Raw genomic sequence first — 23,758 nt, forward strand, 5'->3', positions numbered from 1 at the left:
GCACTGCCTCCAGTGTGCGCGTCGGAAGCGATCTCCGACAGGGCGGCCGGGGCACGCCGCGACTCACCCGGGAACGGCCGCCGGACCGGGCTCGGGCGTCCGGCGCCACTTCTCGTGCACGACGACCCGGCTCAGCCGCCAGCCGTCCGGCGTGCGCAGCAGCCCGAACTCGTACCGGCCGCCGCACACCAGGTCGGGGCCGCCGGGGCCGCCGTCGCCGGCGAGGCGCATCGGGTTGACGTAGTCGGCCCGTACCCGGGCCGTGTCCCCGGTGTCGTGCTCGTGGACACCGAACCGCACCCGGCGGTTGACGATCAGATGCTGGCGCGTCCCGAATGACTCCAGGCTCTCGGCGAGCCATCCGGCCACCCGGCCGGCCTCGCCCTCGATGCCGCCGGCGGATCGGTAGTCGGCCCGCCCGTCCGCGGTGAACAGCGCCCGGTAGGCGGTCCAGTCCCCGTCGTCCACCGCCTCCGCGTACTCGGTGACCGTCTCGTCCACGGCCAGCCGGTCCATCACGGTCGCGAGCTCCACACGCTGCGTCATCGGCACAGTGTTGGCCAAGGGAGGCCGGGTGCCAAGGGCGCGGACGATATTGGGGGTGCGCACATACGGCCGAGGAGGCGCGCCGGGCAGGGGCCCGACGGACGGGGCGCTCAGGGCAGGAGCGCCAGGGCCTCGGTGAGGTTGTGCTCGGCGATCGCCGCCATGGCGGCCCGGTCCGGGAAGTCGCCGTCGAGCAGCCGCAGCGGGCCGGCGACCAGGGAGAGGCGCATCGCGAGGGCGTAGAGGTCCATCCGCCGGGGATCGAGACCGGGGTGGTGCAGCACCCGGTAGCGCTCGCCGAAGCGGAGCCGGAGGAAGACGTGCTCCCACTCGATGTCGAAGTGCATGACGCCCTCGATGTCGATCAGCACCGCGCGGCCGTCGGCGTCGACCAGGACGTGGTCGGGTCCCAGTTCTCCGTGGATCAGCCCGTACTCGGCGCGCGGGGCCACCCGTGCGGCCAGGTGGTGGAGACGGTCGCGCAGGCGGTCCTCCACCGCCGCGATCCGGCCGTCGCGGCCCGCGGCCTCCGCGAGATCGGCCAGGGCGCGGTCGAGGACCAGCCGCTCGCAGGAGATCCCGCTCGCGGTGCCGCCCTCCCGCGGCGGGTCCACCCGGCCGTAGCGCGGGGCGTGGTGCCGGTGCATGGTGCCCGTCGCCGCGGCCAGGTCGTCGAGGGCGGCGGCCGCGCGGGCCGGGTCGGCCTCGAAGAGCGCTTCGAGGGTGTCCTCGGGGACGTCCTCGACCACGGCCACGTCCGCCGGGTACCGGCGCCGTCCGCCGTCCGCCAGCAGCACCCGCGGAACCCGCACGCCCAGGCCGTCCAGAGTCCGCCGGGCGGCGAGGAACGGGGTCAGACCCGAGGCCGGTGCGAACGGGTCGCCCGCGTCGGCACCGTGCCGTCCGGGCCAGAAGTTCTCCGTCTCGTCCCAGTTGTAGACGATCACGCGCGTCAGCCGGCCTCCGTCGATCCGGACCCGGTACACCCCCTTCTTGCTGCCGCCCCGCAACCGCTCCACCGCGACCACGCGGCAGCCCCGGCCCAGCGCCTCACGCACCAGCCCCGGCAGGTCCTCGATCTCCGCGAGTCTTCGCATCGGCCGAACATACCGGGCCGGGCGCCGGCACCCCTCCCGGTCCCGAACTCCCGTCTCAGGCAGCCTCGATGACGCGGCCGCGGACGGCCTGGGCCCACTCGACCACCAACAGCTCGTACTCCGCGCGTTCCTGGGGCGACAGGGTGCCGCCCGCGCGCAGCCAGAGCGCCCGGATCCGCTCGTTCAGCTCGGCGGCGGAGCGCACGGAACCACGGGGCATGAAATCGGGGGACATGCGGCTCAGCCTAGGGGCAAACACTGACGCTGCGCTACCGATCGGCTACTCAAGTCGCCGAGGTTGGCCGGTGCCCGGTGTGATCAGCTCGCGGATTCGGCCGCGTGCGGGCTCAGTACACCCGCCGTCACCAGCGCGATGATGACGATGCCGAGGGCGATCCGGTACCAGACGAACGGCATGAAGCTCTTGCTGGAAATCCACTTCATGAACCAGGCGATCACCGCGTATCCCGACGCGAAGGCGATCACCGTCGCGAACAGGGTGGGGCCCCACGCCACTTCGCCGCCGCCCACCGAGTCCTTCACCTCGAACACGCCGGACGCCAGCACCGCCGGGATGGCCAGCAGGAAGGAGTAACGGGCCGCGGCCTCACGCCGGTAGCCCATGAACAGGCCGCCGCTGATGGTGGCTCCGGAGCGGGAGACGCCGGGGATGAGGGCGCAGGCCTGGCAGAGGCCGAAGATCAGGCCGTCCCTGACGCCGAGGTTCTCCAGGGACTTGCGCTGCTTGGGTGCCCGGTGGCGGCCGCCCTGCTCGTCGCGGGCCGCCAGCCGGTCGGCTATGCCTATGACCACGCCGACGACGATCAGCATCGTCGCGGTGATCCGCAGGTCGCGGAACGGCCCCTCGATCTGGTCCTTCAGCGTCACACCGAGGAGCCCGATCGGGATCGAGCCGACGATCACCAGCCAGCCCATCTGGGCGTCGTGGTCGTGCCGCTTCGTCTTGTCGAACAGCGACCGGAACCAGGCGGAGACGATCCGGCCGATGTCCTTGCGGAAGTAGATCAGTACCGCCGCCTCCGTGCCGATCTGGGTGATCGCCGTGAAGGCCGCCCCCGGGTCCTCCCAGCCCGCGAAGGCCGCGGTCAGCCGCAGGTGCGCGCTGGAGGAGACGGGGAGGAACTCGGTGAGCCCCTGGACGAGTCCGAGGACGAGGGATTCAAACCAAGACATGGAGGTGAGGCGTCCAAGTGCTGAGGGGGATTAAGTGGTGATCATGTGACGAGGGCAGCGTAGCGGGCACGGGTGACAGGCAGGGCACAGGGGTTCGGCAGGGGCGGTGGGCGCCCGGCGCGAACGCCGCCCTCCGTCGCGTCTCAGGCCGTGGCCGGTCCGGCTACCGTCCAGCCGGGGGACTGCGGGTGGGCCGTCAGGTCCTCGTGCCTGACCGGGGCGCCGCAGGCCCGGCACGTCACCTGGGGGACCAGTTCGCTGCCGCAGCTGTGCTCGACGACCATGGGCAGGTCGACGCCGTCGCGCAGATGGCGGTCGCCCCACTCCTTGAGGGTCATCAGGACCGGCTCCAGCTCCAGCCCCGCCTCGGTAGGCCGGTACTCGAAGCGCTGCGGGCGCTCGCTGTAGACGCGTTTGGTGAGGATCCCGGCGTCCACGAGCCGGCGCAGCCGGGTGGCGAGGATGTCGCGCGGCGCCCCGGTGTTGCGCACCAGCTGGTCGAAGCGGCCGTTGCCCAGGCACACCTCTCGCAGTACGAGCAGCGAGTACTTCTCGCCGACGAGTGCGAGAGCGTCGGCGATGGAGCAGGGGCGCGGGTCCTTCATGGCGGCCATGCGGCCCAGTCTAGGCAAGGGTTTGATTTTCCAACTCTCCGGGCTATGGTGAGTTGGAAATTCCTACTCACCAGTAGTCGAGCGTGCGAACGCTCAGCCATCGCGGGAGGCCCGCACCATGCGCGACGCAGTGATCGTCGAAGCCGTACGCACCCCCATCGGCAAGGGCAGGCCGAACGGCTCCCTCGCCCACGTCCACCCGGTCCAGCTCCTCGCCCACACCCTGCGCACCCTGGTCGAGCGTTCCGGCGTCGACCCGGCCCTGATCGACGACGTCATCGGCGGCACCGTCGACCAGGTCGGCGAGCAGGCCATGAACACCACGCGGTACGCCGTCCTCGCCGCCGGCCTGCCCGAGACCGTCCCCGCGACCACGGTGGACCGCCAGTGCGGCTCCTCCCAGCAGGCCGTGCACTTCGCCGCGCAGGGCGTCATCTCGGGCGCCTACGACCTCGCCGTCGCCTGCGGCGTGGAGTCGATGAGCCGGGTGCCGATGTGGTCCAACGTGCCGGCCGGCAAGGACCCGTTCGGCCCGGGCGTCGCCGAGCGTTACCCGGACGGCCTGGTCCCGCAGGGCATCAGCGCCGAGCTCATCGCCGCCAAGTGGTCCCTCACGCGCGCGCGGATGGACGAGTTCGCGGTCTCCTCGCACCGGAAGGCCGCCGCCGCGTGGCAGGCCGGCCTGTTCGACGCCGAGGTGGCGCCCCTGGACGGCGTCGCCCGCGACGAGTGCGTACGGCCCGGCAGCACCCCCGAGATCCTCGCCGGTCTCAAGCCCGCCTACTACGACGCCGGCTTCGCCGAGCGCTTCCCGCAGATCGAGTGGAATGTCACCGCGGGCAACGCGAGCCCCGTCAACGACGGCGCCTCGGCCGTGCTGATCACCTCCAGCGAGACAGCCGCCCGCCTCGGCCTGCGCCCGCTGGCCCGGCTCCACAGCTTCGCCGTCACCGGCTCCGACCCGCTGCTGATGCTCACCGGAGTCGTCCCGGCGACCGAGAAGGTGCTGCGCCGCGCGGGGCTCGGTCTGGACGACATCGACCTCTTCGAGGTCAACGAGGCCTTCTCCAGCGTGGTCCTGGCCTGGCAGCAGGAGACGGGCGCCGATCTCGCCAGGGTCAACGTGCACGGCGGCGCCATCGCCCTAGGCCACCCGCTCGGCGCGAGCGGCACCCGGCTCACCACGACACTGGTCCACGCCATGCGCGAGCGCGGCGCCCGCTACGCCCTGCAGACCATGTGCGAGGCGGGCGGACTCGCCAACGCCATGATCCTGGAAGGCGTCTGACGGTCCCCCGGGTGGGTCAGCCGGCGCGCAGCTGGTGGCGCTTGCGCCAGGCCACCACCACGCCCACCAGCGCGGGGGCGGCGATGCAGGCCATCGCGATCAGGAAGGCCGGGGAGGTCGGCGCCGAGGCACGGGCGCCGGCCACCGCGTAGGCGGCGGTGTTCGGGATCGAGCCGAGCGCCGTCGCCAGCAGGAACGGCAGCCAGCCCATACGGGAGACGGCGGCACAGTAGTTCGCCGCCCAGAACGGCACGCCCGGGAAGAGCCGCGCCACCATCATGGACCGGAAGCCGTGCCGGCTGAGCTGTCCGTCGGCGGCCCTCAGCCAGCGCCCCCGCAGCAGCGGGCGCAGCGCCTCCTGCCCGAGCACCCGGCCGAGCGCGAAGGCCAGCCCGGCCCCGAGCACCGTGCCCGCGAGTGCCGTCGTCACCCCCAGCCCGGAGCCGAACAGCGCACCCGCCGCCAGGTTCAGCAGCGGGCGCGGCACGAACGCCACCGTGCACAGCCCGTAGGCCGCCGCGAACACCACCGCCGCCGCGGCCCCGCCGAGCTGCGGCGGCCAGCCGTGCGTCAGCAGCCGCTGCGGCTCGAACGCCAGCACCCCCGCCGCGGCGCCCGCGAGCAGCACGAGCAGCAGGGACAGACGGGCGTACGGCGACAGCGCCGCGCGTGTGCAACGGACGGCGAATCCCGTGCGGGACAGGGACGGTCCGGCTGCGACCGCGGGGACGGCGGGCTCCGTGGCGGCGGCCCGGGGAGAGACCGTGGCGGTGCCCCCAGAGCGGTTGGTGGCATCGAGCATCCGGCGACACTAACCGACGGACACATGTGATCGCCGTATGGTCCGCCTCACCGGCGGCGGGACAGCCGCGTGGCGCGCCCCGTCCACGCGCGACGGGCCGCGCCCCCGCCCGCCGTCACCACCATCGCGCCCCGGGCGCGGCGACCGCCGTATCGTTCGGTCCATGACCGCCGTCCCGCCCGCCCCGCCGCGCGTGCCGCGCAGCGCCCTGGCCGATGCCGTGCTTGACCGGCTGACCGCCACCTACGCCGCCGCGGCCGACCCGGAGCGTGCGACGGCGATGCGGGCGTACATGAAGGACGTGGCGCCCTTCCTCGGTATCCCCACCCCGGACCGCCGCGCGCTGTCCCGCACCGTCCTGGCCGGTACCCCACGCCCCGACGAGTCCGACTGCGCCGCGATCGCCCTGCGCTGCTGGGGGCTGCCCGAGCGCGAGTACCACTACTTCGCGGTGGACTACCTGCGCCGGCACGCGGCCCGCTGCTCCTCCGCCTTCCTGCCGGTGGCCCGGCACCTGGTCACCACCGTCCCGTGGTGGGACACCGTCGACGCGCTCGCCGCGCACCTCGTCGGCGCCCTGGTCGCGGCCGACCCCGCGCTCACCGCCGACATGGACGCCTGGATCACCGACACCGACCTCTGGGTGGCGCGCACGGCCCTGCTGCACCAGCTCCGCTACAAGGAACGCACCGACGCCGGCCGGCTGTTCGCCCACTGCCTGCTGCAGTCCGGGCACCCCGACTTCTTCGTCCGCAAGGCCATCGGCTGGGCGCTGCGCGAGTACGCCAAGACCGACCCCGAGGCCGTACGGGACTTCCTGGCCCGGGAGCGGGGCCGGTTCGCCCCGCTGACGGTCCGTGAGGCACTGAAGAACATCGGGCCCTGAGGTCCTCGGTCCTCGACGGCGCCGCGGCTCGCCCGGCACGAAAAACCATTCGACGCCGGACAAACCGTCGGCAATGATCGCGTCATGTTCCGGTACGCCTTCCTCCTCGCAGCATCCGCAGTCGCGGATGCGCCGAAGGCTGCCGTCCCCTTCCTCGTGGCCGCTGCCGACGGCGCCCGAAGCTGACCCTCTCCGGATCGACCGGCGGACCCCGCAGGGGGAGGGTCGGTGAACTCCTCGGGGTCCCGAACTCCCTTACCGCTGAGAGGCTTCGAGGTACAGCCATGTCCAAGACGGCATACGTGCGCACCAAGCCGCACCTGAACATCGGCACGATGGGGCACGTCGACCACGGCAAGACCACCCTGACCGCCGCCATCACCAAGGTCCTGGCCGGGCGCGGCACCGGCACGTTCGTCCCCTTCGAGCGCATCGACCGCGCCCCGGAGGAGGCCGCCCGCGGCATCACCATCAACATCGCGCACGTCGAGTACGAGACCGACACCCGGCACTACGCCCACGTCGACATGCCGGGCCATGCCGACTACGTCAAGAACATGGTCACCGGCGCCGCGCAGCTCGACGGGGCGATCCTCGTCGTCTCCGCGCTCGACGGGATCATGCCGCAGACCGCCGAACACGTGCTGCTGGCCCGGCAGGTGGGCGTCGACCACATCGTCGTCGCCCTCAACAAGGCCGACGCAGGCGACGAGGAGCTCACCGACCTGGTCGAGCTGGAGGTCCGCGAGCTGCTCAGCGCGCAGGGGTACCCGGGCGACGCGGTACCCGTCGTACGGGTCTCGGGACTGCGGGCGCTGGAGGGCGACCCGCGCTGGACGGCGTCCGTCGAGGCGCTGCTCGACGCGGTGGACACCTATGTGCCCATGCCCGAGCGCTATCTCGACGCGCCGTTCCTGCTGCCGGTGGAGAACGTGCTCACCATCACCGGCCGGGGCACGGTCGTCACGGGAGCCGTGGAGCGTGGGACCGTCCGCCTGGGGGACCGGGTGGCGGTGCTGGGCGCGGACGTGGAGAGCGTGGTCACCGGGCTGGAGACCTTCGGCAAGCCGATGGACGAGGCGCAGGCCGGGGACAACGTGGCCCTGCTGCTGCGGGGTGTGCCCCGGGACGCGGTGCGGCGGGGACATGTGGTGGCGGAGCCGGGAAGCGTTGTGCCGGCGCGCGGCTTCGTGGCGCGGGTGTACGTGCTGTCGGCGCGGGAGGGCGGCCGTACGACCGCGCTGTCGACGGGGTACCGGCCGCAGTTCTACATCCGCACCGCGGACGTGGTCGGGGACGTCGACCTCGGGGAGGCGGCGGTCGCCCGGCCCGGCGAGACGGTCGAGATGACCGTGGAGCTGGGGCGGGAGGTGCCGCTCGAGCCCGGGCTCGGGTTCGCCATCCGTGAGGGTGGCCGGACGGTGGGCGCCGGGACGGTCCTATCCGTCGGCTCGTAGAAGCCGGGGCGCGGGGCCCGCGGGCCGGTCGTGGCCGGTCGCGCGGCGCCCCGCGGCCCCTCGCGCTCCGGGGTGCCCCGTACCGGTGACAATGGTGGCGTGAGTGAAGCCATACCCGTGACCCGGACCGTCGATCACGGCACCGCCAAGCTGATGCCCGACGTCGACCGGGAGCGGGCCTGGCTGTTGACCGTGGACGGAGCGCCGCAGTCGTACGTCGATCTCGACGAACCCGGCCACCTGGAGTTCGAGTACGCGCGGCGGCTCGGGTTCGCCCTCGACCTGGTGGACGGACCGGGGCGCCCGCTGGACGCGGTGCACCTCGGCGGGGGCGCGCTCACGCTGCCCCGCTACCTGGCGGCCACCCGGCCCGGCTCCCGGCAGCATGTCGTCGAGGCCGACCGGGCGCTGCTGGAGCTGGTCGTGGAGCGGTTGCCGCTGCCCGAGGGTTCGGGGGTGGCGCTGCACGCCGCCGACGCGCGGGCCTGGCTCGAGGCCGCGCCGGACGACTCGGCCGATGTGATCGTCGCCGACGTCTTCGGCGGCTCCCGGGTCCCGGCCCACCTCACCTCGCTCGCCTACGCGCGCGAGACCGAGCGGGTGCTGCGGGCCGGCGGGGTCTATCTGGCCAACCTGGCCGACGGGGCGCCGTTCGGTTTCCTGCGGTCCCAACTGGCCACGTTCGCGGCCGTGTTCGAGGAACTCGCGCTGATCGCCGAGCCGGGTGTGCTGCGCGGGCGGCGGTTCGGCAACGCGGTCCTCGTGGCCTCCCACCGGCCCGTCGACACGGCCGGCCTGGCCCGGCGGGCCGCCGCCGACGTGTTCCCGGCCCGCGTCGAACACGGCGCGGCGCTGCGGGACTTCACCGGTGGCGCGCGGCCGGTCCAGGACGCCGAGGCCGTCGCCTCACCCGAGCCCCCCGACGGGGCTTTCGGCATCGGCTGAGGGAAGCAGGGGCGTGGTCGTCCGCGCGGTGCGCCGGGTCAGCGTGCGCACGTCCGGGACCAGCAGGACCAGGGCGGTGACCACGACGACCAGACCCGCGCAGCCCCACAGCGAGGCCGTCCGGCCGAAGGCGGCCTCCGCCGGGCCGGCCAGCGCGGTGGCCAGCGGCACCAGCGACACCGAGCCGAACCAGTCGTACGCCGAGACCCGGGAGAGCTTGTCCTCGGGGATCTCCTGGTGCAGCGCGGTCATCCAGGAGACGCCGAACACCTCCACGGTCGCGCCCGCCACGAACATGACCGCGTCCAGGACGCCCACCGGCACCGGTACGGCCAGCGCGGCCGAGGGCAGGGCCAGCGGGAACACGCACAGTGTGCCGGCCAGCAGCAGACGGCGCGGTCTCCAGCGGGTCATCAGCAGGGCGCCGACCACCGTTCCGGCGCCGAACGCGGCCAGCGCGAGACCCCAGGGTCCCGCCCCGCCAAGGCTGTCGCGGGCGACCAGCGGGCCGTAGACGGCGTCGGCGGCGGCGACGACCGCGTTGGCGATCGAGAACTGCACGACGATGCCCCACAGCCAGGGCCGCCCGATGAACTCCCGCCAGCCCTCCCGGAGATCGGCCAGCATGCCCTCGCCCGGCGTGCGCGGCGGGATGTGACCGACGTCGAGGAAGGCGCGCAGCGCTCCGGCGACGGCGAAGGCCGCCGCGTCGACTGCGAGGACCCAGCCGGGACCGACGGCCGCGACCAGGGCGCCGCCGAGGGCCGCCCCGCCCAGCGCCGCACCCTGGGTGGCCATGCGGAACAGGGCGAAGGCACGGCCCGCCTGCTCCCGCTCCACGGAGGACATCAGCATGCCCTCGGCCGCCGGACCGAAGAACGCCTGCCCGGTGCCGCCGAGCGCGGTGAGCAGCATCATCTGCCACAGCCGGGGCTCACCGGTCAGCACCAGCACCGCGAAGGCCGCCTGGGAGAGGCAGTTGAGCGAGTTGGCGGCGACCATCACCCGGTGCCGGGGGAGCCGGTCGGCGACCGCGCCGCCGATGAGCAGGAACACCACCAGCGGCAGGGTCCGCGACGCGGCCACCAGACCGACGTCGCCCCCGTCCCCGCCCGAGTCCAGCACCGCGAACGCGGCCGCGATCAGCGACCCGTTCGCGCCGAGGCCGGTCACGACGGCCGCGGTGGTCAGCAGCGAGTAGTTGCGGCCCGCCCAGGCGGGTCTGCGGGGGCGGGTGGTGGAGTCGCCGGCGGTGGAGTTCACCGGGTGACTATCGCCGCTCACCACCCGGCCTGCCAAACGGATTCCCCGCCCCCCACCGCCGCCGCGGCGGGCCGTCCGCTCAGCTCTCCGTCGGGTCGCCGTGCAGCCGCACCGTGCTGAGGATCTTCATGATCGTCTTGGTGTCGACCTCGCCGTTCACGCCCTTGGCGCCGTAGAAGTCGAACGAGACGATGTCGTCGGCCGAGTTCTTGAAGGCGAACGACAGGGCCTTGCCGTCGCCGGCGCACTTGCCCTTCTGCGGGCTGTTGCTGGAGCGGGCCCACGCGTAGGCGCCCTCGACCCCCGAGGCGGTCTTGTACGGCGTGGCCTTCTTGTCGAAGGTGATGCTCTTCTTGTCCGGCTGGGTGTAGCCGCCGTAGACGTACCAGGGCACCCGGGTGACCGCGGCCTGGTCCGGGCTCTTCGCGCCGCTCTCGCCGCGGGTACCGGCCACGGCCAGCGCGGAGTCCTCGGTCCTGCCGTCCTTGTCGCTGTCGGTCGTGCACCACTTCGACTTGTACGAGGCCGGAGCGGACACGGAGGTGATCAGCTTGTCGTCGTCGGCGTGGTCCTCCATGAAGATGGAGACGTCCGTGGACTCGAGCTCCCAGTCCGCCGGGACGTCGAACGCCGTGCCGAACTTCGGATTGACGACGACCTTCCATCCCGCGACCGTGGGCTTCTCGGTCGCGTCGCCGCGCGGATCGTCCTCCGGCGCGGACGAGGACACAGACGGCTCCGGGGTCGGTGACTGGCTGGTCTTCTGCTTGCCCTTGCCGTTGCCGGCCTCGTCGTCCTTCGAGCCGCCGAGGACCAGGTACCCGGTCACGCCGGCCGCGACGACGACGGCCGTGGCCGCGACGATCGCGATCAGCTTCGTCCGGCCGCCACCGCCACCGCCCTGCGGGGGCTGCGGCTGCGGTGCTCCGGCGGGCCCGGGCTGTCCCCACTGCGGCTGCTGCCCGTAAGGGTTCGCCTGCGGGTACTGCTGGTAGCCGGGCTGCTGGTACGGATTCGGCTGCTGGTAACCCGGCTGCTGATACGGGTTGTTCTGCGGGTTCTGCGCGCCCCCGGGCGGCTGCTCTCCTGGCCACATGGCCAGCAACCCTAATGGGCCCACGGAAACGATTCGGTCACCGGCCCTTGTCAGGGACGTACCGAAACCGCGGCGCCCCTACTCCTTGTAGAGCCGGACCGTCGCCATGATCTTGCGGACGGTCGTGTCCGGGACCTCCTCCGAGACACCGGCGGCACCGACGAAGGACCACGCCAGGAACGCGCCGTCCGCGTCCTTGAAGGCGAACGTGGTCGCCTTGCCGTCGTAGTCGCACTTGTCGTGCTTGGGCACCCCGGACGAGCGTGAGGTGGCGACGCTGCCCGTGACGCCGGACGCGGTGGTGTACGAGGTGACCGGCCCGGTCCTCACCGTCTTGTGGTCCGGCTGGGTGTACCAGCCGTAGACCCAGTTCGCGGACTCCTGGCGGGCCATCTTCGCGGTGTCCGTGGCGTTCTTGTCGCCGCGCGTGCCGACGTTGGCCAGTTGGTCGTAGTCGGTCCGGCCGTCCTTGTCGTCGTCCGAAGCGCACCACTTCTCCTTGAGCACGGCGGGGGCCTTCATGCCGGCCAGCACCTTCTCGTCGGGGTCGGAGTCGTCGGTGACGTAGGTGACCCAGGTCTTGGCCCGCACCTGCCACTCGGGGGGAACGTCGAAGGCGATGCCGGTGTCCGGGTTCACCACGACCTTCCAGCCGGCGACGGTCGGCTTCTCGGCGCTGCCGGCCGAGCGCGTGTCGTCCTCCCCGGAGGGCGAGGCGGAGGCGGAGGGAGGGGCCGAGGACGCGGTCGGGCCGGGGCGGGCCTCGTCGTCCTTCCCGCCGCCGAGCAGCAGGTATCCGGTCACGCCGGCCGCGACGACGACCGCGGTGGCCGCGACGATCGCGATCAGTTTCGTCCGGCCGCCACCGCCACCGCCCTGCGGGGGCTGCGGCTGCGGTGTCCCGGCGGGTCCGGGCTGTCCCCACTGCGGCTGCTGCCCGTAGGGGTTCGCCTGCGGGTACTGCTGGTATCCCGGCTGGTGGTACGGGTTGTGCTGCTGGCCGCTTCCTGGCGGCTGTTCCCCTGGCCACATGGGCCGCAACGATACAGCGGTGATCACCACGGCACTGGCCAGCCCTGCTACTCGTGAGTAACATGCCCGCATGAGCGCAGACCAGATGTCGATCGGCGAGATGCTCGCCGCCACCGTGCCCATGGCCCGGACGCTGAACCTGGAGTTCCAGGAGACGTCTCCGGAACGAGCCGTGGTGTTCCTGCCGGACCAGGGCGACTACCACAACCACGTGGGCGGGCCGCACGCCGGCGCGATGTTCACGCTCGGGGAGTCGGCCAGCGGCGCCATCGTGCTGGCCGCGTTCGGCGACCAGCTCTCGCGCGCCGTGCCGCTGGCCGTCCGGGCCGAGATCGCCTACAAGAAGCTGGCGATGGGCGCCGTCACTGCGACCGCCACCCTGGGCCGCCCGGCCGCCGAGGTGGTGGCCGAACTGGACGCGGGCAAGCGGCCCGAGTTCCCGGTGACGATCGAGATCCGGCGCGCGGACGGGGCCGTGACCGGCGAGATGCAGGTCGTGTGGACCCTGCGCCCCAACCAGCAGGACTGACCCGGCGCTCGGGGGAGGGGCCCTGGGCGCCGGCCGTGGCCCGGTCCGTCCGAACCCCTCTCCTCCCGTGTCGTCTCAGGCCGCCCGGCGCCGCTCCCGGCCGCCCGCCCGGGCGGTCCCGTGCTCCGCGTCGTCCTCCATCGCCGCCACGAACTCCCTGAGCCAGGAACGGAATTCGGGACCGAGGTCCGCGCGGGCGCAGGCCAGGCGGACCACCGAACGCAGATAGTCGGCCCTGTCGCCGGTGTCGTAGCGCGCGCCGTCGAAGACGACTCCGCGCACCGTGCCGGCCGCGGCGAGCTCCCGCAGGGCGTCGGTGAGCTGGATCTCGCCGCCGCGGCCGGGCGGGGTGCGCTCCAGGACACCGAAGACGGCCGGGTCGAGGACGTAGCGGCCGATGACCGCGTAGCGGCTCGGCGCCTCCTCGCGCGACGGCTTCTCGATCAGACCGGTGACGCGCACGACACCGTCCTCGCCGGATTCCTCGACCGCCGCGCAGCCGTAGAGGTGCATCTGCGCCGGGTCGACCTCCATCAGCGCCACCACACTGCCCGCGTACCGGTCGCGGACGTCCAGCATCCGGCTGAGCAGGGTCTCGCGCGGGTCGATCAGATCGTCCCCGAGCAGGACGGCGAAGGGCTGGTCGCCGACGTGGTGGCGGGCGCACAGCACCGCGTGGTCGAGGCCGAGCGGGTCGCCCTGCCTGATGTGGTGGATGTCGGCGAGCCGCGCGGGGTCGCGGACGGCGTCCAGGCGCACGGTGTCGCCCTTTGCGGCCAGGGCCTGTTCCAGTTCGAAGGCGTGGTCGAAGTGGTCCTCGATGGCCCGCTTGTGCCGGCCGGTGACCATCAGGATGTCGTCGAGCCCGGCCGCGGCGGCCTCCTCGACGACGTACTGGATGGCCGGCTTGTCGACCACCGGCAGCATCTCCTTCGGCGTCGCCTTGGTCGCGGGCAGGAACCGGGTGCCGAGCCCGGCGGCCGGGACGACCGCCTTGCGCACCGGACGGGGGGAGGCGGAGGCGGCTGGGGGGTGGGGGGTGATCATGCGGGCCATGCTGCGGTACGAGGATGAGAGCGGGCCCGGAGAAACCTCGGAACCGGCTGTGGGTGGCCGTCCGCCGGCCGCAGGGAAGTTGGAGATTCCGTGTGCCATGAGGCCTTTCACGCACGGAAGTCGACCGTTGTGCGACCCGGACTTCACCCCTGTCTGTGGATACCGTCGGTAACTATTGTCCATTTCCCGGATGTTGCCGCCGGGTCCATTCGGACTGCTTGTTTCCTGTGACGCGATTGTGCCAGGGTGAGCCCTCCCCCGAGGGGTAAAGGCCGGAGCCGGACGCGCGGCCGGACCACCCTCCACGTACGCACCGATACGGTGCCGCTTTACGACAGGACGCCAATCCGTATGCCGCCGTCCCGCGGCTGGAGAGGAATGGGTTCCGTGCAGTCCCCCCACCCCCCGCACCCGCCGTTCACGTCCCGCCCCGGCTCCCCGTCCGGGGAGTCCGACCACACCCTCGCCGCCCGGCTGGGCGGCCCCCCGGCCGGCCGTCACGATGCCGTCGCCCTGCTGCTGGCGCGGCACTGGCAGGCCACCTTCGACTACGCCGCCGTCTGCCTGGCCGCCGCCGGCGCGTCGGCGCGGCTGGTGACCTCCGCCGCCTTCCAGCAGGTCCTCGGCCGGCCCGTGAGCGGAGCGGCCGGCGGCGCCCTGCGCCCGCGGCTGCTGGCGGCCGTCCGGGACACCGTCCGCGCCTGGGCCGCCGACGAGGCGGCGTGCGTGGTCCTGCCGGAACTGCGCAAGCCCGCCGGCGGCCGGGGTCTGCGCGCGACGGCACCCCGCACGCCCGAAAGGCTGCGGCTCGCCGAACGCGCTTTCCACGCTCTTCCCGCCGCTTCCCAATGCCTTCTGTGGCATACCGAGGTCGAGGCGGAATCCATAAACATACCCGCTGGTCTGCTGGGTGTGGACACGGCCACCGCCGTGATCGCACTGCGGCGCGCCCGGGCGGAATTCCGGGCGGGCTGCCTGCGCGCCCACCGGGAACTCGCGCCCTCCGCGGAATGCCGATTCCACAACCGCGTGCTGGACGGTTCCATTGGCGGGGGAGCAGCCCCGCTCCCGGACGTGCGACGGCATCTCACCGCCTGCTCCCACTGCCGGCACACCGCCGAGCAACTGAGCCGGTTCGATGCCGGACCCGGCGTCCTGATCGCCGAGAGCGTGCTCGGCTGGGGCGCCCGGCGCTACCTCGACTCCCGCCCCGGCCGAGCCGTCCGCGAGGAGCCCGAGGCCAAGGCGCGGCGCCCGGCGGCAACGGCCGGCCGGCCGGCCACCGCACCGGAAAGCGGACGCCGCACCACCCTCGCGGTCGGCGTCGGCCTCGCCTCCCTGGGTCTGCTCGCCGGCGTCCTCGTCGCCATGGGCCGGCCCGATGACAACGGTGTCCCGCACCCCGCGACCACCCTGGGCGCCCCCGCCGGCCGCCCGGAGGGCCCCGCCGCTCCCGGCACACGGTCACACGCCAGGCCCTCGAACGGGTCCCCGGCCGCCGCCCCGGCCGGCGAGCAGCCGGTCCGGATCGCCCACGTCAGGCTGCGCGACCGTCCCTACGGGTCCTGCCCGCAGGCGCTCGGGACCACGGAAGTCCAGGCAGGCGCAGGCGTAGGGGAACCGGACGCAACCGTCGTGCTCGCGAGTTGCCGCGCTCACAGCGCCTTCGCGCGGATCAGCGCCGACAGCGTCAGGGCGCCCGGCAGCAGCGGCAGCCAGTCGTTCAGCACCCGGTGACCGATCACGGTCGCGGCGGCCACCGCCGGCACGGCGCCGAACGACACCAGTGTCCAGACCAGGGCCGCGTCCACCGCCAGACCCCCCGGCGCCGGCACGGCCCCCACGGCGGTGCCCGCCGCGAGATGGGCGAGCACCACCTGCTCCCAGGGCAGCCCCAGCCCCAGCGAGGTCCCGACGCAGACCAGCGTGCCCGCCTGGATCAGCGGCATCGCCGCCGCCCCGCCCCACAGGGCGAGCACCCGGCAGGGCCGGCCGTGCACCGCCCGGACATCGGCGAGGGCGGCGCGCACCAGGCCCGTCACCGGCCGCCGCACCGGCCGTACGACCGCCAGCAGCACCCCGGCGACGGCGAGCGCGCCGCCCGCGGCCGCGGCGGCGGGCACCGGCACCGGCCCGTCCGGGACCAGCTCACCGAGCCGGCGGTGGCCCGGGCAGGCCGCCAGGAAGGCCAGCAGCACCAGCGTCCTCGCCACGGACCGCGCCAGCGAGTACAGGCCGATCGACGCGGTCGCCCGGTCCAGGGGCACGCCCCGGGTGCGCAGGAAGCGCAGGGTCACGGCGTGCGCGCCGAGGCCGCCGGGCAGCACATGGTTCGCCGCGCCGGCGGCGAACTGCGAGGCCAGCAGGAGCCCCGGTGGCAACCGGTCCGGCAGCGCGCCCTGCCGTACGCAGGAGGCCGCCACCCAGGTGAGACAGGTGAGACCGGCCCCGGCCAGCAGCCATCCCGGGTCGGCCGCGGCCAGCCGGGCCGCCCCCTCGGACGCCACCGGCCGGTTGGCCAGCGCCCAGCACCCGGCGAGCAGCACGGGGGACAGGCACAGGGCGAGCCGGACGGGCCGGGCGGCCAGCAGGGAGGCGCGGCGCGAGGGAGGGCGCGGCGGCGGACACGAGGGCGGGGAGAGCGGCGGGAGCGGGGACAGAGAGGACACGGGGACGACGTCCTTCCGCATCGGGCCCGGCGGGGGAGCGGCGGGGGCCAAGGGGGGAGGCGGACCGGCGGAACCTGGGGGAGCCTTTCCCTCCCGCGTGACACCGGGGTGGCCGGGAAGCGACGGGGCGAGGGCGCGGTGGTGCCGTGCGGCCCGTGCGCGCAGGCCGCCGTTCTGTGCCGACCAGGTAGCCTTCCCCTGGGGCGCGCTGCGCAAGCCACGCCCCGCGTGACGACAGGGACAGCGACTCGGGAGGAACCGCCGGTGCACGTCCAGGAATGGCTCGACACGGTGCCCGCGGCCGCCGTCTACGCCGTGGTGGCCCTGGTGATCGGCCTGGAGAGCCTGGGCATCCCGCTGCCGGGCGAGATCGTCCTGGTCTCGGCGGCGCTGATGTCCTCCCAGCACACGGGCATCAACCCCGTCGTGCTCGGCACCTGCGCGACCGCCGGTGCCGTCATCGGCGACTCCATCGGCTACGCGATCGGCCGCAAGGGCGGACGCCCGCTGCTGGCCTGGCTGGGGAGAAAGTTCCCGAGGCACTTCGGCGAGGGCCACGTCGCCACCGCCGAGCGGTCCTTCGAGAAGTGGGGCATGTGGGCCGTGTTCTTCGGCCGTTTCGTCGCCCTGCTGCGCATCTTCGCCGGACCGCTCGCGGGCGTGCTCCACATGCCGTACTGGAAGTTCCTGATCGCCAACGTCCTCGGCGGCATCTGCTGGGCCGGCGGCACCACCGCCGTCATCTACTACGTGGGCGTCGTCGCCGAGGACTGGCTGAAGCGCTTCTCCTACCTTGGCCTGGCCGCGGCGGTCCTGATCGGGCTGGCGTCGATGCTGGTCATCAAGCGCCGCGCCAAGAAGGCCCAGGCGCAGGCAAGGGAGCCGGAGCCGGTGCCCGCCGGGGAGTGAGCCGCCCGGGACCTACTCGTGCACCCCGCGATGGGTCTTCGCCAGCTCCGCGTACAGCGTGCCGTTGAGGGTGACCCCCTGCCGCTCCTCCTCGGACAGCTCCCGCCGCACCTTGGCGGGCACCCCCGCCACCAGTGATCCCGGCGGCACGACCATCCCCTGCGGGACCAGTGCCTGGGCCGCGACCAGCGAGCCCGCCCCGATCACCGCCCCGTTCAGCACGGTCGCCCCCATTCCGATCAGGCAGTCGTCCTCCACGGTCGCCCCGTGCACCACCGCGTTGTGCCCGATGGAGACCCGCTCCCCGACGGTCACCGGGAAGCCGGGGTCGGCGTGCAGCGTGACGTTGTCCTGCACGTTCGCGTCGGCGCCCACGGTGATCCGCTCGACGTCCCCGCGCACCACGGCGCCGTACCAGACACTGGCCCCCGCGCGCAGCGTGACGTCCCCGATCACCGAGGCCGTCGGCGCCACGAACGCCTCCGCGTCGACCCGCGGTTCCTTCCCTGCGATGCCCACGATCAGCGCCTTGTGCGTCATCACCGTCTCCTCGTCCGCCGTAGTACTGCGCACGGTACGTCAGGACTGGGGCAAAGATCACAGCGGCCCACGCCCTCGCCCGGGGCGCCCGCTGAGTAACGTGAGCCCGTGCCGAAGCGCAAGAACACGTTCTCATCCCGGCGGCGGGGCCTCGCCCAGCGCGCCGTCCACGCGGCCTGGGCGTGGGCGCAGCGCGCGGGTTCCGTCAGTGCGGAGCACCCCGGGAGGTTCCGCTTCGGCTCGCTGGGACCGGTCACCAGGCTGGCCTTCCCGCTGGGCACGGTCTTCGGCGAGCCCTGGATCCACATCGGCTCGCACTGCATCATCGCCGAGCAGGTCACGCTGACCGCCGGCCTGATGCCGGACCTCGACCTCGGTCCCGACCCGATCCTGCGCATCGGCGACGGGGTCGTCCTCGGCCGCGGCAGCCACGTCATCGCCGACACGACGGTCACCATCGGCAGCGACTGCTACTTCGGGCCGTACGTCTACGTCACCTCCACCAACCACTCCTACGACGACCCGCACGAGCCCATCGGCAGGCAGTGGCCGCGCATGGAGCCGGTGGAGATCGGCCCCGGCTGCTGGATCGGCACCGGCGCGGTGATCCTGCCCGGTGCGCGGATCGGCCGGAACGTGGTGGTGGCGGCCGGTGCGGTGGTGCGCGGCACGGTGCCCGACCACGCCGTGGTGGCGGGGGCGCCCGCCCGGGTCGTACGGCGCTGGACGCCCGACGGCGGCTGGCAGCCGCCGCTGCGGACCCCGGCCCCGGTGCCGCCGCCGGAGGGGATCACCCCGCAGCAGCTGCGCGCGCTCGCCGACCTGGACGAGGAGGGGGTCGAGGAGCTGGCGCGGCTGGAGGCCGAGGGCTGACGCGACCGGTCGCCGGGGGATACTGCTCAGTACAGTTTGCTGAACCCCGGACATTGGACGGATCGTGTCGGACCTCGAACTCCTGACCCAGTCCCTGGCCCGCAACGTGCGGCACTGGCGTGCCGTGCGCGGCTTCACACTGGACGTCCTCGCCGCCCGGGCCGGAGTCAGCCGCGGCATGCTCATCCAGATCGAGCAGGCCCGCACCAACCCGAGCATCGGCACCGTCGTCAAGATCGGCGACGCGCTCGGGGTGAGTGTCACCACCCTCCTCGACTACGAGCGGGGCCCGAAGGTCCGCATCGTCCCCGCCGAGCGCGCCGTGCGGCTGTGGCACACCGAGGCCGGCAGCTACAACCGGCTGCTCGCCGGGACCGAGGCGCCCGGGCCGCTGGAGATCTGGGACTGGCGGCTGATGCCGGGCGAGAGCAGCCCCTCCGAACCGCACCCCGCCGGAACCGTGGAACTGGTCCACGTCACCGCGGGCGAGCTGACGCTCACCGTGGACGGCGAGGAGTACCGCGTCCCGGCCGGCGCCAGCGCCTCCTTCGAGGCCAACGTGCCGCATCTGTACGGCAACCGGGGCGACGTGCCGATGGAGATGATGATGGCCGTCTCGGTGCCGCCCGTTCACTGAGACATCGGTACACCGGCCGGGGGCGTCTTGTTAGCGTGCGGCCATGCGCGCACCCATCGGAGACTTCGAGACCGCCGTTCCCGCCCCCGACTGCCTGGACGAGCTGACGGCGCCGGTCGCCGACGCCGTGCGCCACTGGCGGGGCAGCGTCCCCGCCGACCGGATCGTCTGGGTGGACACCGACCCGCGCTGGGCCGACACGGCCGTCTTCGTGGAGCACTACGGCCGCGACCTGCTGGAGCGGTCGGCGAACTGTGTGGTGGTCGCGGGCAAGCGGGGCGGGGAGACCACCCTTGCCGCCTGTCTGGTGCTCTCCACCACCCGGGTCGACGTCAACGGCGTGGTGCGCCGCCAACTCGGCGCCCGCAAGGCCTCCTTCGCCTCGATGGACACCGCGACCGGCGAGACCGGCATGGAGTACGGCGGCATCACCCCGATCGGACTGCCCGCCGGCTGGCCGGTCCTGGTCGACGCGGCCGTGGCCGACCTGCCGTACGTCCTGGTGGGCAGCGGGCGCCGGCGCGGCAAGCTGCTGGTGCCGGGCAAGGCGCTCGCGGAACTGCCCGGAGCGGTGGTGCTCGAAGGACTCGGCACCGCCTGACACCGGAACGAGGACGGACCGGCGCCGGACGCGGGCCCGGCACCGCCCGTCCCCGCGCTCAGAACGTGCCGGCCGAGCCCAGGTACTGCTCGGCGAACGCCGTGGCGGCGGCGGGCGAGCTGAACAGCCGGCGCAGCCGGGCCAGTGTGGTGCCGGCCCGGAACGGATCGCCGGACGCCACCCCGTGGTAGATGTCCGACAGCCACTGCGAGAACTCCTGGTAGTCCCAGACCCGGCGCAGCGCCGCCGCCGAGTAGCCCGCCAGACCGCTCCCGTCGCCCCGGGTGACGTACCCGGCGAGCGCGTCGCCCAGCAGGAACGCGTCGTGCAGGGCCAGGTTCATGCCCTTGGCCGCGATCGGCGCCGTGAGATGACCGGCGTCACCGGCCAGCAACAGCCGCCCGTGGGTCAGGGGTTCGACGACGTAGTGGTGCATGTCCAGCACCCGCTTCTCGATCAGCCGCCCCTCGGTGAGCGGTGGTGCCCCGGCCGCCCCGAGCCGGGTCCGCAGCTCGGCCCAGACCCGGTCGTGCGGCCAGTTCTCCGGATCGTCGCCGGGCGGGCACTGCAGGTAGTAGCGGGTGACCTCGGGGCTGCGGGGCATGTGCCCGGCGAAACCGCGCGGATGGACGCCGAACACGACGCAGTCGGAGGAGGGCGGGGTCTCGGCGAGCAGCGCCAGCCAGCCGATGCCGTCGTCCTGCCGGGCGATCCGGGTCCGCTCCGGCGGTACCGCGTCCCGCGTCACCCCCCGCGCACCGTCGCAGCCGGCGACGAAGTCGCAGCGCAGCACCAGCCGTTCACCGGTCCGCGGGCACCGGTACGACACCGCGGGACGGTCCGAGTCCAGATCGTGCAGTTGTACGTCGCGCACGCCGAAGCGGATGTCGCCGCCGCGGGCGTCGGCGTACTCCCGCACCAGGTCCGTCACCAGCAGCGGCTGCGGGTACACGTAGTGGTGATGGCCCGTCAGGTCTCCGTAGGGGAAGCGGTACCGCTCGCCGTCGAAGCGGAACTCGCAGGCGTCGTGCGACTCGGCGCGCTCGAGCAGGCGCTTCGCCAGGCCCCGCCGCTCGAGTTCGCGGACCGCCCATTCCTCGAGGATGCCCGCCCGGGGCCGGGTCTCGATGAACTCCCTGCTCTCGGTCTCCAGGACCACGCAGTCGACGGAGGCGGCCCGCAGCAGGGCGGCGATGGTGAGCCCGGCGGGCCCGGCGCCCACGACGACGACCGTACGGTCTTCCGTACGGCCGTCGCCGGGCGCGGAGTTGAAGTGGGGGGAAGGGTCTGTCACCTCCGCATTATGACGGTGTCCCGTCAGCCGCGGCGTGGGCAGCCGCGGCCGGCGGGACACCGGTGTCCGGGAGCGGGTCAGTGCGCCGGGGCGTCCGTGACCACGACCTCCTCGATGCTGCGCTCGATCGCCTCGGTCTTCGACGCGGTGGCCTTGGCCCAGTAGTAGACGCCGAGCGAGAAGGCCGCGACGACCACGATGTCCCACCACAGGCCGATGTAGCCACGGCCGCCGAAGCCGCCCAGCCAGGAGATCACGCCGAGGCCCAGCAGGTAGCCGGGCAGCCACTGCGCGGCCCTGAAGTCCAGCCGGGGCGCGTCGGGCAGGTTCCTGCGGATGGCGTACCAGGCGTAGGAGCCGAGCAGGACGTAGCCGAGCAGGATGGCGAAGCCCAGCCGCCACAGGGTGTCCCAGCCGGCCCAGTAGATGATGAGGTTGGCGACCACGAACGACAGCGGCGAGATCACCTTGCCGAAGGGCAGCCGGTAGGGGCGCTCGTGGTGCGGCAGCCGGTCGGCGAAGACGCCGTACGCCAGGGGCGCGCCCGCGTACATCAGCACACTCGCCGAGGTGATGAAGCCGACCAGTTCCTGCCAGCTCGGGAACGGCAGGAAGCAGACCACGCCGGTCACGAAGGACATGATGAGGCCGAACCACGGCACGCCGCGCGCGTCGGTCTTCGCGAACGCCTTGGGCGCGTAGCCGTTCTTGGCCAGGCCGTAGGAGACGCGCGAGGTGGCGGTCGTGTAGATCAGGCCGGTGCCGCCGGGGGAGATGATCGCGTCGACGTAGAGCACCCAGCCCAGCCAGCCCAGGCCCACCAGGGTCGCCAGACCCGCCCACGGGCCGCTGATGCCGGCGAAGTCCAGCTTGGCCCAGCCGTGCGCGAAGGAGGTGTGCGGCAGCGCGCCGATGAACACGACCTGCAGCAGGATGTAGATCACGGCGCCGATCGCCACCGACCCGAGGGTCGCCCGCGGCAGGTCGCGCTTGGGGTTGCGGCTCTCGCCCGCGAGCTGGATCGCCTGCTCGAAGCCGAGCAGCGCGAAGATGATGCCGCTGGAGCTGATCGCGCCGAGCACGCCCTTGGCGCCGAAGGGCGCGAAGCCCTCCGAGGTGAAGTTGCCGGGGTGGAAGTTGCCCACGGCGATGATGAAGATCGCCCCGAGCGGGACCGCGATCTTCCACCAGGTCGCGGCGCTGTTGGTGTGGGCCAGGGCCCGGACGCCGAAGAAGTTGACGCCGACGAAGACGGCCATGAGGACGACGGCGGTGACGAGACCGCCGGCCGTCAGCGTGCCGTCGGCGTGCTGCAGGCCCTGGGCCCAGCCCCAGTGACCGGCGTAACCGATCATGGCCTCGACCTCGATCGGGGCCACGGTGGCCGCCTGCAGCCAGGCGAACCAGCCGAACGACATGCCGGCCAGGCCGCCGAAGGCGTAGTGCGGATAGCGGGCGGTGCCGCCGGCGACCGGGAACATGCCGCCGAGTTCGGCGTGCACGAGCGCCAGCAGGACGATGGCGACCGCGCCGATCACCCACGAGATGATCGCCGCGGGGCCGGCCACGACCACCGCCTTCTCGGCTCCGTACAGCCAGCCGGAGCCGATGATGGAGCCCACCGAGGCCCACATCAGTCCGATCAGCCCGACGTCCCGGCGCAGACCGCCGGACTCCGTCGTGGCCTGTGGCACGGCATGGTCGACTTTCACCATGTCTGGTGGCCTCTCAGATCGTGAACGTGGAAAAAACGAGCATGGAGGCCACAGGCTAGGAACGCGTTCCGCCGCCGCAAAAGACTGTTTCCCAAAACTTGACCCGGGATCTTGACTGTCTTGGCAACAGTCTTCCCACAGGTCAAGGCCCAGGTGGAATGTCAATATTCAGCGGTGAATTGTGAGAAGAAGGTGAGACAGCTCATTGCAGGCGGGGAATTTCGATCGCCGGACAGCGGTCCATCACCATGTCCAGCCCCCCGGCCCGGACCCGCTCCCCGGCGTCCTCGTCCACGACCCCGAGCTGGAACCACACCGCCTTCGCGCCCTTCTTCACCGCCTCGTCGGCGACCGCGCCGGCCAGCTCGCTGTTGACGAACACGTCCACGACGTCGACCTCGAAGGGGATCTCCGCGAGGGAGGCGTAACCCCGCTCGCCGTGCACCGTCTCCGCCTTCGGGTGCACCGGCACGATCCGCTTGCCGAACCGCTGCAGCACCCGCGCCACCCCGTAGGCCGCCCGCCGCTGGTTCGCGGACAGGCCGACCACGGCCCAGGTGTCTCCCAGTTCGGTCAGGATCCTGCGGATCGTCGCCTCGTCGCCGTGCACGGCCGCCTCCTCGGGCTGCGGGGGAACTGTCGTCGGGGCAACAGCACCCACCGGGTGCTGATTCCCCCCGGTTCCCCGCCACGGTGTCCGGAATCGGCGCAAGGT

25 protein-coding genes are annotated in these 23,758 nt (G+C 73.0%); 10 read left to right on the forward strand and 15 right to left on the reverse strand.

The features are described 5' to 3' along the window. Positions 1-63 precede the first annotated feature (63 nt). From ACZ6B1_RS12980 to ACZ6B1_RS13000, 5 genes are all read right to left on the reverse strand, one after another. Complete coding sequence (locus tag ACZ6B1_RS12980; protein ID WP_468777620.1) at positions 64-546, reverse strand: nuclear transport factor 2 family protein; 483 nt, start codon at positions 544-546, stop codon at positions 64-66. A 110-nt stretch (positions 547-656) separates the two neighbouring features. Beyond that, complete coding sequence (locus ACZ6B1_RS12985) at positions 657-1,643, reverse strand: phosphotransferase (RefSeq protein ID WP_468777622.1); 987 nt, start codon at positions 1,641-1,643, stop codon at positions 657-659. A 55-nt stretch (positions 1,644-1,698) separates the two neighbouring features. Then, complete coding sequence (locus tag ACZ6B1_RS12990) at positions 1,699-1,878, reverse strand: hypothetical protein (RefSeq protein ID WP_358929948.1); 180 nt, start codon at positions 1,876-1,878, stop codon at positions 1,699-1,701. 83 nt (positions 1,879-1,961) lie between these two features. Then, on the reverse strand, positions 1,962-2,837 hold the full coding sequence (locus ACZ6B1_RS12995; RefSeq protein ID WP_468777624.1) for an undecaprenyl-diphosphate phosphatase: 876 nt from the start codon (positions 2,835-2,837) through the stop codon (positions 1,962-1,964). Between the two features lie 143 nt (positions 2,838-2,980). Beyond that, positions 2,981-3,451: a winged helix-turn-helix transcriptional regulator gene (locus tag ACZ6B1_RS13000; protein WP_468777625.1), complete on the reverse strand. Its 471-nt coding sequence runs from the start codon at positions 3,449-3,451 to the stop codon at positions 2,981-2,983. A gap of 118 nt (positions 3,452-3,569) precedes the next feature. Between ACZ6B1_RS13000 and ACZ6B1_RS13005 the strand changes: the two genes are divergently transcribed. Continuing rightward, positions 3,570-4,739, forward strand: coding sequence for a thiolase family protein (locus tag ACZ6B1_RS13005; protein WP_468777627.1), 1,170 nt, complete (start codon positions 3,570-3,572; stop codon positions 4,737-4,739). Between the two features lie 16 nt (positions 4,740-4,755). Here the strand turns inward: ACZ6B1_RS13005 and ACZ6B1_RS13010 are convergent, their stop codons facing one another. Beyond that, positions 4,756-5,541, reverse strand: a complete 786-nt coding sequence (locus ACZ6B1_RS13010; RefSeq protein ID WP_468777628.1) for a TVP38/TMEM64 family protein — start codon at positions 5,539-5,541, stop codon at positions 4,756-4,758. A 163-nt stretch (positions 5,542-5,704) separates the two neighbouring features. Here ACZ6B1_RS13010 and ACZ6B1_RS13015 point away from each other — a divergent pair, with 163 nt between their 5' ends. The 3 genes from ACZ6B1_RS13015 to ACZ6B1_RS13025 all read left to right on the forward strand — a co-directional run bounded on the left by ACZ6B1_RS13015 (position 5,705) and on the right by ACZ6B1_RS13025 (position 8,829). Then, the gene (locus ACZ6B1_RS13015; protein ID WP_468777630.1) at positions 5,705-6,427 is read left to right on the forward strand and encodes a DNA alkylation repair protein; all 723 of its coding nucleotides are present in this window, start codon (positions 5,705-5,707) and stop codon (positions 6,425-6,427) included. A gap of 284 nt (positions 6,428-6,711) precedes the next feature. Continuing rightward, positions 6,712-7,884, forward strand: coding sequence for an elongation factor Tu (gene tuf, locus ACZ6B1_RS13020; protein WP_468777632.1), 1,173 nt, complete (start codon positions 6,712-6,714; stop codon positions 7,882-7,884). Positions 7,885-7,983: 99 nt separating this feature from the next. Next, entirely contained in the window at positions 7,984-8,829 is an 846-nt protein-coding gene (locus ACZ6B1_RS13025) for a spermidine synthase (RefSeq protein WP_468777634.1), read from the forward strand. On the opposite strand, the gene ACZ6B1_RS13030 is transcribed toward ACZ6B1_RS13025, so the two are convergent. From ACZ6B1_RS13030 to ACZ6B1_RS13040, 3 genes are all read right to left on the reverse strand, one after another. Further along, positions 8,791-10,092, reverse strand: coding sequence for an MFS transporter (locus ACZ6B1_RS13030; RefSeq protein WP_468777636.1), 1,302 nt, complete (start codon positions 10,090-10,092; stop codon positions 8,791-8,793). The two genes, ACZ6B1_RS13025 and ACZ6B1_RS13030, sit on opposite strands and share 39 nt — an antisense overlap. A gap of 79 nt (positions 10,093-10,171) precedes the next feature. After that, complete coding sequence (locus ACZ6B1_RS13035) at positions 10,172-11,188, reverse strand: DUF8017 domain-containing protein (protein ID WP_468777638.1); 1,017 nt, start codon at positions 11,186-11,188, stop codon at positions 10,172-10,174. A gap of 78 nt (positions 11,189-11,266) precedes the next feature. Further along, entirely contained in the window at positions 11,267-12,220 is a 954-nt protein-coding gene (locus ACZ6B1_RS13040) for a DUF8017 domain-containing protein (protein ID WP_468777639.1), read from the reverse strand. 70 nt (positions 12,221-12,290) lie between these two features. Between ACZ6B1_RS13040 and ACZ6B1_RS13045 the strand changes: the two genes are divergently transcribed. Next, positions 12,291-12,749: a DUF4442 domain-containing protein gene (locus tag ACZ6B1_RS13045; protein ID WP_468777641.1), complete on the forward strand. Its 459-nt coding sequence runs from the start codon at positions 12,291-12,293 to the stop codon at positions 12,747-12,749. A 75-nt stretch (positions 12,750-12,824) separates the two neighbouring features. Here the strand turns inward: ACZ6B1_RS13045 and galU are convergent, their stop codons facing one another. Next, positions 12,825-13,796, reverse strand: coding sequence for a UTP--glucose-1-phosphate uridylyltransferase GalU (galU, locus tag ACZ6B1_RS13050; protein WP_468777643.1), 972 nt, complete (start codon positions 13,794-13,796; stop codon positions 12,825-12,827). Positions 13,797-14,192: 396 nt separating this feature from the next. Between galU and ACZ6B1_RS13055 the strand changes: the two genes are divergently transcribed. Continuing rightward, positions 14,193-15,542: a hydrolase gene (locus ACZ6B1_RS13055; RefSeq protein ID WP_468777645.1), complete on the forward strand. Its 1,350-nt coding sequence runs from the start codon at positions 14,193-14,195 to the stop codon at positions 15,540-15,542. Here the strand turns inward: ACZ6B1_RS13055 and ACZ6B1_RS13060 are convergent. Next, complete coding sequence (locus ACZ6B1_RS13060; protein ID WP_468777647.1) at positions 15,461-16,495, reverse strand: lysylphosphatidylglycerol synthase transmembrane domain-containing protein; 1,035 nt, start codon at positions 16,493-16,495, stop codon at positions 15,461-15,463. The genes ACZ6B1_RS13055 and ACZ6B1_RS13060 overlap by 82 nt on opposite strands. A gap of 243 nt (positions 16,496-16,738) precedes the next feature. On the opposite strand from ACZ6B1_RS13060, the gene ACZ6B1_RS13065 reads away from it, so the two are divergent. After that, positions 16,739-17,383 carry a DedA family protein gene (locus tag ACZ6B1_RS13065; protein ID WP_468777649.1) on the forward strand — a complete coding sequence of 215 codons (645 nt, stop codon included), beginning with the start codon at positions 16,739-16,741 and terminating at the stop codon, positions 17,381-17,383. A gap of 12 nt (positions 17,384-17,395) precedes the next feature. Here ACZ6B1_RS13065 and ACZ6B1_RS13070 read toward each other — a convergent pair whose 3' ends face one another. Continuing rightward, on the reverse strand, positions 17,396-17,923 hold the full coding sequence (locus ACZ6B1_RS13070) for a gamma carbonic anhydrase family protein (RefSeq protein WP_468777651.1): 528 nt from the start codon (positions 17,921-17,923) through the stop codon (positions 17,396-17,398). Between the two features lie 108 nt (positions 17,924-18,031). On the opposite strand from ACZ6B1_RS13070, the gene ACZ6B1_RS13075 reads away from it, so the two are divergent. The 3 genes from ACZ6B1_RS13075 to ACZ6B1_RS13085 all read left to right on the forward strand — a co-directional run bounded on the left by ACZ6B1_RS13075 (position 18,032) and on the right by ACZ6B1_RS13085 (position 20,034). Continuing rightward, positions 18,032-18,796: an acyltransferase gene (locus tag ACZ6B1_RS13075; protein WP_468777652.1), complete on the forward strand. Its 765-nt coding sequence runs from the start codon at positions 18,032-18,034 to the stop codon at positions 18,794-18,796. Between the two features lie 64 nt (positions 18,797-18,860). Continuing rightward, the gene (locus tag ACZ6B1_RS13080; protein WP_468777654.1) at positions 18,861-19,433 is read left to right on the forward strand and encodes an XRE family transcriptional regulator; all 573 of its coding nucleotides are present in this window, start codon (positions 18,861-18,863) and stop codon (positions 19,431-19,433) included. Positions 19,434-19,476: 43 nt separating this feature from the next. Then, positions 19,477-20,034, forward strand: coding sequence for a YbaK/EbsC family protein (locus ACZ6B1_RS13085; RefSeq protein ID WP_468777656.1), 558 nt, complete (start codon positions 19,477-19,479; stop codon positions 20,032-20,034). Positions 20,035-20,092: 58 nt separating this feature from the next. Here the strand turns inward: ACZ6B1_RS13085 and ACZ6B1_RS13090 are convergent, their stop codons facing one another. The 3 genes from ACZ6B1_RS13090 to ACZ6B1_RS13100 all read right to left on the reverse strand — a co-directional run bounded on the left by ACZ6B1_RS13090 (position 20,093) and on the right by ACZ6B1_RS13100 (position 23,653). Continuing rightward, positions 20,093-21,328 carry a 4-hydroxybenzoate 3-monooxygenase gene (locus ACZ6B1_RS13090; protein WP_468777658.1) on the reverse strand — a complete coding sequence of 412 codons (1,236 nt, stop codon included), beginning with the start codon at positions 21,326-21,328 and terminating at the stop codon, positions 20,093-20,095. Between the two features lie 77 nt (positions 21,329-21,405). Next, positions 21,406-23,043, reverse strand: a complete 1,638-nt coding sequence (locus tag ACZ6B1_RS13095; protein WP_468777660.1) for an APC family permease — start codon at positions 23,041-23,043, stop codon at positions 21,406-21,408. A 202-nt stretch (positions 23,044-23,245) separates the two neighbouring features. After that, on the reverse strand, positions 23,246-23,653 hold the full coding sequence (locus ACZ6B1_RS13100; RefSeq protein WP_468778547.1) for a CoA-binding protein: 408 nt from the start codon (positions 23,651-23,653) through the stop codon (positions 23,246-23,248). Positions 23,654-23,758 lie beyond the last annotated feature (105 nt).

Source organism: Streptomyces sp. NPDC041129 (assembly GCF_055592265.1).

Bases quoted from the DNA above. Each gene is read 5' to 3' on its own strand.
- ACZ6B1_RS12980 (WP_468777620.1), bottom strand. From the start codon at position 546: ATGACGCAGCGTGTGGAGCTCGCGACCGTGATGGACCGGCTGGCCGTG.
- ACZ6B1_RS12985 (WP_468777622.1), bottom strand. From the start codon at position 1,643: ATGCGAAGACTCGCGGAGATCGAGGACCTGCCGGGGCTGGTGCGTGAG.
- ACZ6B1_RS12990 (WP_358929948.1), bottom strand. From the start codon at position 1,878: ATGTCCCCCGATTTCATGCCCCGTGGTTCCGTGCGCTCCGCCGCCGAG.
- ACZ6B1_RS12995 (WP_468777624.1), bottom strand. From the start codon at position 2,837: ATGTCTTGGTTTGAATCCCTCGTCCTCGGACTCGTCCAGGGGCTCACC.
- ACZ6B1_RS13000 (WP_468777625.1), bottom strand. From the start codon at position 3,451: ATGGCCGCCATGAAGGACCCGCGCCCCTGCTCCATCGCCGACGCTCTC.
- ACZ6B1_RS13005 (WP_468777627.1), top strand. From the start codon at position 3,570: ATGCGCGACGCAGTGATCGTCGAAGCCGTACGCACCCCCATCGGCAAG.
- ACZ6B1_RS13010 (WP_468777628.1), bottom strand. From the start codon at position 5,541: ATGCTCGATGCCACCAACCGCTCTGGGGGCACCGCCACGGTCTCTCCC.
- ACZ6B1_RS13015 (WP_468777630.1), top strand. From the start codon at position 5,705: ATGACCGCCGTCCCGCCCGCCCCGCCGCGCGTGCCGCGCAGCGCCCTG.
- tuf (WP_468777632.1), top strand. From the start codon at position 6,712: ATGTCCAAGACGGCATACGTGCGCACCAAGCCGCACCTGAACATCGGC.
- ACZ6B1_RS13035 (WP_468777638.1), bottom strand. From the start codon at position 11,188: ATGTGGCCAGGAGAGCAGCCGCCCGGGGGCGCGCAGAACCCGCAGAAC.
- ACZ6B1_RS13040 (WP_468777639.1), bottom strand. From the start codon at position 12,220: ATGTGGCCAGGGGAACAGCCGCCAGGAAGCGGCCAGCAGCACAACCCG.
- ACZ6B1_RS13045 (WP_468777641.1), top strand. From the start codon at position 12,291: ATGAGCGCAGACCAGATGTCGATCGGCGAGATGCTCGCCGCCACCGTG.
- galU (WP_468777643.1), bottom strand. From the start codon at position 13,796: ATGATCACCCCCCACCCCCCAGCCGCCTCCGCCTCCCCCCGTCCGGTG.
- ACZ6B1_RS13060 (WP_468777647.1), bottom strand. From the start codon at position 16,495: ATGCGGAAGGACGTCGTCCCCGTGTCCTCTCTGTCCCCGCTCCCGCCG.
- ACZ6B1_RS13070 (WP_468777651.1), bottom strand. From the start codon at position 17,923: ATGACGCACAAGGCGCTGATCGTGGGCATCGCAGGGAAGGAACCGCGG.
- ACZ6B1_RS13085 (WP_468777656.1), top strand. From the start codon at position 19,477: ATGCGCGCACCCATCGGAGACTTCGAGACCGCCGTTCCCGCCCCCGAC.
- ACZ6B1_RS13095 (WP_468777660.1), bottom strand. From the start codon at position 23,043: ATGGTGAAAGTCGACCATGCCGTGCCACAGGCCACGACGGAGTCCGGC.